General features: G+C 71.1%; 1 protein-coding gene. It reads right to left on the bottom strand.

The window, feature by feature from the left end; translation table 11 throughout:
- Positions 1-115: 115 nt before the first annotated feature.
- Positions 116-7,630, bottom strand: coding sequence for an amino acid adenylation domain-containing protein (locus ACFTS5_RS18015; RefSeq protein ID WP_378632134.1), 7,515 nt, complete (start codon positions 7,628-7,630; stop codon positions 116-118).

Raw genomic sequence — 7,630 nt, 5'->3', positions numbered from 1 at the left:
CCGTCCGATCGACGGAGTCGACTTGCCGTTGCCCGGTCATGCACACCTCGTACCGATACAGACGCGCACTGCCACTCATCCGCACCGCGAGCGGACCAGCCAGTGTTCGTTCCACCTATCCATCCATCCCGACCACCGCGCGCCGCTCGTGCGGCTGCCCGGTGTTGCCGATCATCTCACTGAGCGCGACAATCCTCGCACCTGTCCCGTCGCCGGGTTCGGCAACGGCCACCGCGGACTCGGTGAACACATGGCTCACCTCGTCCGCACCCCCCTGGTCTGCCCCCATCACCAGCGTCGCGCCCGCGATCGCGGCCGCGACGATCTCGAGCACGCCCGCCACCGAATCAGGTCGGCCCGCCGCTCGCGTGCGTGATTCGAAGTTGAGCCCGGCGCGCTCGGCCACCTGCTCGGCCGCGGTCGCCAGCTCGTCGTAGCTCAGCGTGCGACCGCCGCCGACGAAGGCCACGTCGTCGCCGCGCAGGGCGCGGGTGCGGTGCGCGTAGCCGATCGGGCGAGGTGATTCCGCGGCCAGTTCGGCGCGCAGCGCGGGGTCGGCCAGGTCGTACCAGTCCAGCCCGTCGGGGGCGTCGAGGATGTCGATGGTCAGGCCGAGTTTCACCTCGAGGTTGCTGCCCGGCGGGCGCGCGTCCATCGTCATCAGCGGCACCACCGCCGCACCTGCCTTGAGCACCGCCCAGGTCGCGATCGCCGCGTCCACCCCTCGGTCGAGCCGCACCGCGACTCCCGTACCCGGACCGGCGCCGCGGGCGATCAGCGAACGCGCCAATTGGGATGAGCGGGCATCGAATTCGGCGTAGGCGATCGCCGCTTCGCCCAGTTCGAGCGCAGGCGCGTCCGGGTCTTCCTCCACGGCCGAGGCCAGTTCCTGCGCCAGCGCGGCACCGTTGGCCGACGGCACGGGGGCATAGGCCGCGGCCGTCAGTTCGCGTTCGCGTTCGCCGGCGTCACGCAGGTCGATGTCGCCGACTCGCACCGTGGGATCGGCGGCGACCGCGGTGACGATCTCGGTGAGCCCGCGTGCGAAGGCGGCGACGGTGTGTTCGTCGAAAAGGTCGGTGGCATAGGTGAAGACGACGCCGATCTCATCGGGTTCGCCGGTCGCCGACAGGCGCGGTTCGATGTTGACCTGCAGGTCGAACTTGGCGGGCCGGGCCGCGAGGTCCATCGCCTCGATGGTGAGGCCGGGCAGGCGCAGCACGGGGGTCTCGTTGTTGTGGAAGGAGAGCACCACCTGGAACAGCGGGTTGTGCGACACGGTGCCGGTCGGGGCCACCTCCTCGACCACGCGCTCGAACGGCAGGTCGGCGTTGGCGAAGGCGGCGAGACCGACTTCGCGTGCGGTGCTCACCAATTCGTCGAACCCGCGGCTCGGGTCGACCTCGGTGCGCAGGGTGAGGGTGTTGACGAACATGCCGACCAGGTCGTCGAGCTCGGGTTCACCCCGGCCGGCGATCGGGGTGCCGATCGCGATATCGGTGCTGCCGGAGATCCGGGCGAGCAGCACGGCCAGTGCCGCGTGCACGACCATGAACAGCGACGCGTTGTGCCTGCGGGCGATCTCGGCGAGGCGGACATGAACGTCGGCGGTCAGGGTGGTGCTCACATCGGCGCCGCGCAGCGAGGCGTGCGAGGGGCGCGGATGGTCGTGCGGCAGCTCGACCGTGCCCGCCTGCCCCGACAGTGTGCGCCGCCAGAACTCCAGCTGCCGCGCGGCGGTGGAATTCTCGTCGGATTCCGAGCCGAGCACCTCGCGCTGCCACAGCGCGTAGTCGGCGTACTGCACGGGCAGTGGCGACCAGGCGGGTGAGCGTCCCTCGACGCGGGCCCGATAGGCGATCACGAGGTCACGGGCCAGCGGCGCGAGCGAGGCACCGTCGGCGATGATGTGCTGCACCACCACGGCGAGCACGTACTCTTCCTCCGCCAGCGGGTCGTCGGCGGGCGAGGTGAACAGCCCGGCGCGCAGCGGAACTCGCTCGGCGACATCGAAACCGCTCGCGAGCAAACGCATCACCCGGTCACGTGGATCGTCGCATTCCTCCAGCGCGAGGCCGGTCGGCAGAACCGCGCTGACGGGCAGGATCTCCTGATACGGAACAGCGTCGGCGTCATCGGCCGGGAAACGGGTGCGCAACGCCTCGTGCCGTTCGAGTACATCGGCGACGGCGTAGCGCAGCGCGGAGGTATCGAGCGCCCCGCGCAACCGCAGGACCAGCGGGATGTTGTACGCCGGGGAGTCGGGGTCGATGCGGTTGAGCAACCACATCCGCTGCTGCGCGGGCGAGAGCGGAACGACGCCACGGTCCTGCGCCGGAATCAGCGGTGGTCGTGGCGCGGCCACCGAACCGGGACGCACGCGGGCCGCGAGCGAGCCGACGGTCGGCGCCTCGAACAGGTCACGCACCACCAGGTCGGTGCTCAGTGCCTGGTCGATGCGGGCGATGGCCCTGGTGGCCAGCAGCGAGTTGCCACCGCGGTCGAAGAAGTTGTCGTCCAGGCCGATCTCGGGCACGCCGAGCAGGGTCGCGAATACCTCGGCGACGCTGAGTTCGATCGGAGTGGTCGGCGCGCGGAAGGTGGTGGCGGCGGTGAACTCCGGTGCGGGCAGTGCCGCCCGGTCGAGTTTGCCGTTGGTGGTCATCGGCAGTTCCGCGACCACCACGACAGCGTCGGGCACCATGTATCCGGTGAGGAAGTCGGCTACGGCGGCCCGCACTTCCACCGGGTCGAGACCCGCGACCACGCCGGGATCGGCGTAGTCGTCGGGCCCCGCGCCGCTGTCGCCACGTCCGAAGCGCGCGCCCACCGGCGGCTTCGGAAGTACGGTCGTGGGCGCGTCGTTCGGATCGAGGACATCTGTCGCCGGGACGACGTAGGCGATCAGCCGGTCTCCGGCGTGCTCGTCGGCGCGCACGATGACCGCGGACTGCCCGACACCGGGCACCCGCAGCAGGGCTGCCTCGATCTCGCCCGGTTCGATACGGAAACCACGCAACTGCACCTGCTGGTCGCCGCGGCCGCCGTATTCGAGGGTGGGGGTGCCACGGAATCCGATCCAGCGGCCGAGGTCACCGGAGCGGTAGCGCCGGGCGCCCGGTTCACCGAACGGGTCGGCGACGAAGCGGGTGGCGGTGAGACCCGGCTTGCCGAGGTAGCCGCGCGAGAGCTGGTGGCCCGCGATGTAGAGCTCGCCCGCCACACCGAACGGCACCGGGCGCAGACGGTCGTCGAGGACGACCACCGACAGTCCGGGCAGCGCACGGCCGATGAGGCTGCCGGGCAGGTCGACGGCGGATCCGCCGATGTGGTCGGCGTCGGCCGGCGCCCGGTCGGCAACGATGTCCGCGGTCCGCGCGGTCAGGACCTGGTGCGAGACATGGACGGTGGTCTCGGTGATGCCGTACATGTTGACGAGTTCCGGTGCGCCCGGCCCGTTTCCGTAGCGGTCGTACCAGCGGCTGAGCTTGCGGGGATCCAACGCCTCACCACCGAAGACCACGTACCGCAACGGCAGCGCGATGGCGCCCGCGGCCTGCGCGGCCCGGTCGGCTTCGTCGAGCTGGGCGAAGGCGGTGGGCGTCTGGCTCAGCACCGTCACGTGTTCACGGGCCAGCAGTTCGCGGAATTCGATCGGCGACCGGGAGGTCAGGTGGTCGACGACGACCACCGACGAGCCGCCTGCCAGCGCGCACCACAGTTCCCACACGGAGAAGTCGAAGGCGAAGGAGTGGAACACCGTCCACACGTCGTCCTCGTCGAAGGCGAACAGCAGCTGGGTGTTGGCGAACAGCTCGAGCACATTGCGGTGGGTGACACCGACGCCCTTGGGCAGGCCGGTGGAACCCGAGGTGTAGATGACGTACGCGAGATGATCCGGGCGCAGCGGGGCACGGCGTTCATCGGGATGCAGGGGAGCGTCGCTGTAGACGGGCGGCTCGTCGAGCAACACCACGGGCAGATCCGCGAGCGCCGTCAGCAGTCCGCGCTCGGCCGAGGTGGTCAGCAGGACAGCGGGTTTCGCGTCGCCGACGATGTAGGCCAGCCGCTGCGCGGGGTATCCGGAGTCGATCGGCAGGTAACCCGCGCCCGACAGCAGCACCGCGAGCAGGGCGATCGGCAGCTCCTCGGTGCGCGGAACGGCCACGGCCACCAGGGTTTCCGGGCCCGCGCCCTGCACGATGAGCGCGCGCGCGAGCGCCGATGCCCTACCGAGGAGGCCGTCGAAGGTGAGGGACCGCTCCCCCGCCCTGATCGCGATCGCCTCGGGACGCTGTTGCGCCTGGGCGGTGATCAGGTCGGTGAGAGTGACCTCGGGAACGGTGATGCCGGGCGAATAGCCTTCGCGCAGGACGAGTTCACGCTCACCAGGGGCGAGCACGTCGATATCGCCGACCGGCTTGGCCGGGTCGGCCACCACCGCGGCGAGCACCCGCGTCCAGCGGTCGGCGAAGTCGGCGACCGTGGCGCGGTCGAAGAGGTCGGTGGCATAGACGAAGGTGGCCGCCATGCCCTGCGGCGCGCCGTCGACGCCGATGTGTTCGGCGAGCTCCACCTGCAGATCGAACTTCGCCAGCGGCACCGTGAAGTCGGCGGCGGAGACGGCGAGGCCGGGCAGCGCGAGGTCGGTGCGCGCCAGGTTCTGGAAGGTCAGCATCACCTGGAACAGCGGGTGCCGCGCGGTCGAACGCACCGGCTCCAGCAGCTCGACGAGCCGCTCGAACGGCACGTCGGCATGCCCGAAGGCGGCCAGATCGCGTGCTCTGACCTCGGCGAGCAGCCCGCCGAAGTCCGTCGCCGGATTCACCTCGGTGCGCAGGACCAGGGTGTTGACGAACATGCCGATCAGCTCGTCGAGCGCCTGCTCGCCACGACCGGCCACCGGGGTGCCGATCGCGATGTCGCGGGTGCCGGAGAGCCGGGCCAGCAGCATGGCCAGCGCGGTGTGCACCACCATGAACAGCGTGGCGTTGTGCTCGCGGGCCAGCGCGGACAGGCCGGCGTGCACCGAGGCGGGGACCTGGACGCTCAGCGACCCGCCCGCCCGGCTCGACACGGCGGGACGCGGCCGGTCGGTGGGCAGTTCGAGCTGTTCGGGCAAGCCGGACAGTGTCTTTCGCCAGAAGGCCAGTTGCGCGGCGAGCAGCGAATCCGGGTCGTGCTCGGCGCCGAGCAGTTCACGCTGCCACAGCGTGTAGTCGACGTACTGCACCGGCAGCGGCGGCCATTGCGGCGCGCCGCCACCGCGCCGTTCGGCGTAGGCGGTGAGCAGATCCCTGGTCAGCGGCGCGAACGAGAAGCCGTCGGCGGCGATGTGGTGCACCACGCAGACGACGACGTGCTCGTTGTCCGAGATCGCGAGCACCCGCACCCGCACCGGCGGCCCGGCGGTGACGTCGAAGCCGGTCAGCGCGGCAGCGCCGATCGCCTCGGTCAGGTCTTCCTCCGCCACCTCGACGATCTCGAACTCGGGCACCGCGGCAGGGTCGCCCGCCGCCAGCACCAGCTGGTGACCTTCGCCGTCGAGGACCGCGCCGTGGCCCTCGGCGCCGATACCGTCGGACACCGGGTAGACCGTGCGCAGAACTTCGTGGCGCGCGATCAGGTCGGCGATGGCGGCGCGCAGGGCGGGCAGGTCGAGGCGGCCGGAAAGGCGGACCGCGACCGGGATGTTGTCCACGGCCGACGCGGGGTCGAAGCGGTTGAGGAACCACATCCGCTGCTGGGCGTAGGACAGCGGGACCCGCTCGGGGCGCGGACGCGGCGTGAGCGGAAGCGCGTGTGCCGTAACACGGTGCTGCTCGGCTCGATTGGCGAGGGCGGCGACGGTCGGAGCCTCGAACACCGCCTGCACCGGCACCCGCACGTCCAGCGCGGCGCCGATGCGGGCCACCGCCTGCGCGGCGAGCAGCGAGTCGCCACCCAGTTCGAAGAAGTCGTCGTCGGCGCCGACCCGGCCCGCGCCGTCTCGCAGCAACAGCGCGGCGAATACGTCGGCCACCACCTGTTCGGCCGGGGTGGCGGGCGCGCGGAAGCCGCGCGCGGTGAACACCGGCGTCGGCAGCGCGGCGCGGTCGAGCTTGCCGACCGAGGTCAGCGGCAGCTCGTCGAGGACCATGATGACCGACGGAATCATGTACGCGGGCAACGATTCCGCGAGGAATTCCGCCAGCGCCCCGGTGTCGACCGTGCACCCGGCGCGCGGCAGCACGTAGGCGACCAGCGCGGTCGCGCCCGAGGGCATCGTCTTACCCAGCGTCACGGCGTAGTCGAGGTCGGGGTGCGCGGTGAGCGCGTTGTCGATCTCGCCGAGTTCGATCCGGAAGCCGCGCACCTTCACCTGGAAGTCGGTGCGGCCCAGGTATTCCAGCGTGCCGTCGTGTTCGAACCGGCGCACCAGATCACCGGTGCGGTACAGCCTGCCCGGCCCGAACGGCGAGGCGACGAAACGTTCCGCGGTGAGCCCCGGCCTGCCCAGATACCCCTGCGCGAGCGCGGGGCCGGAGAGGTACAGCTCGCCGACGACTCCGGCGGGCACCGGCCGCAGCCGCGCGTCGAGCACGTACAAGCCCATGCCGGGCACCGCGTGGCCGATGGTGATCGGCGCGTGCGCCCGCAGTGGCGCGGTGCTGGTGGCGAGGATGGTCGCCTCGGTGGGGCCGTACCCGTTGTAGAACGCGCGCCCACCGGTTGCCCAGCGGCCGACCAGTTCCGGGCCGAACCGGTCGCCCGCGACGATCACGGTCGACAGGTCCGGCAGCCCGGCCGGGTCGACGGACTCGAGCGCGCCGGGGGTGATCAGCAGGTGGGTGATGCGTTCGCGGCGCAGCAGGTCCGACAGTTCGAAACCGCCGAACACCCGCGGCGGCGAAACCACCAGGGTCGCACCGGTGCTGAAGGCAAGCAGCAACTCGAGTACCGACACGTCGAAGTTCGGCGAGCAAACATGCAGCACCCGCGAATCCGGTTGTACGCCGAAGTGTTCGCGCTCGGCGGCGACCAGGGTGGCGAGCCCGGTGTGCGTCACCACGACGCCCTTCGGCTTACCGGTGGAGCCGGAGGTGTAGATGACGTAGGCGGGGTGGCCTTCGTCGATCGGGCGGACCCGGTCGGCGTAACTCACCGCGTGGCCCGGCCGCACGGCGATGCGCTCGGCGACCACCGGGTCATCGAGTTCGATCCAGTACGCGGTGGTGCCGAGGCAGGCGCGATGGGCCGCGGTGGTCAGGCCGATGGTCGCGCCGGAGTCGGCGACGATGTGGGCGATCCGATCGGCCGGGTAGGCCGGGTCGACCGGCACGTACGCGGCGCCGGTCTTGGCGATGGCCCACACCGCGAGCACGGACTCGATCGAGCGGGCGATCGCGATGGCGACGACATCGCCCGCGCCCATCCCCCGGTCGACGAGTTCGCGCGCCAGGCGCGAGGATCGCTCGTCCAGCTCACGATATGTGAGGTGCTGTTCCGCGCCGGGCATCCCGGTGGGGTTGTAGCGCAGCGCGATCGAATCGGCCGCGGATTCAACGGCGGCCGTGAGCAGCTGACCGAACAACGGTGCGCCGGTAGCACGTCGGCGACCGGCACGGCCCGTGCGGCGGGGGGTTTCCAC

This window comes from Nocardia sp. NPDC056952 (genome assembly GCF_042674185.1).
Classification (GTDB): Bacteria; Actinomycetota; Actinomycetes; order Mycobacteriales; family Mycobacteriaceae; genus Nocardia.
This window is presented reverse-complemented; position numbering and strand designations above follow the sequence as displayed.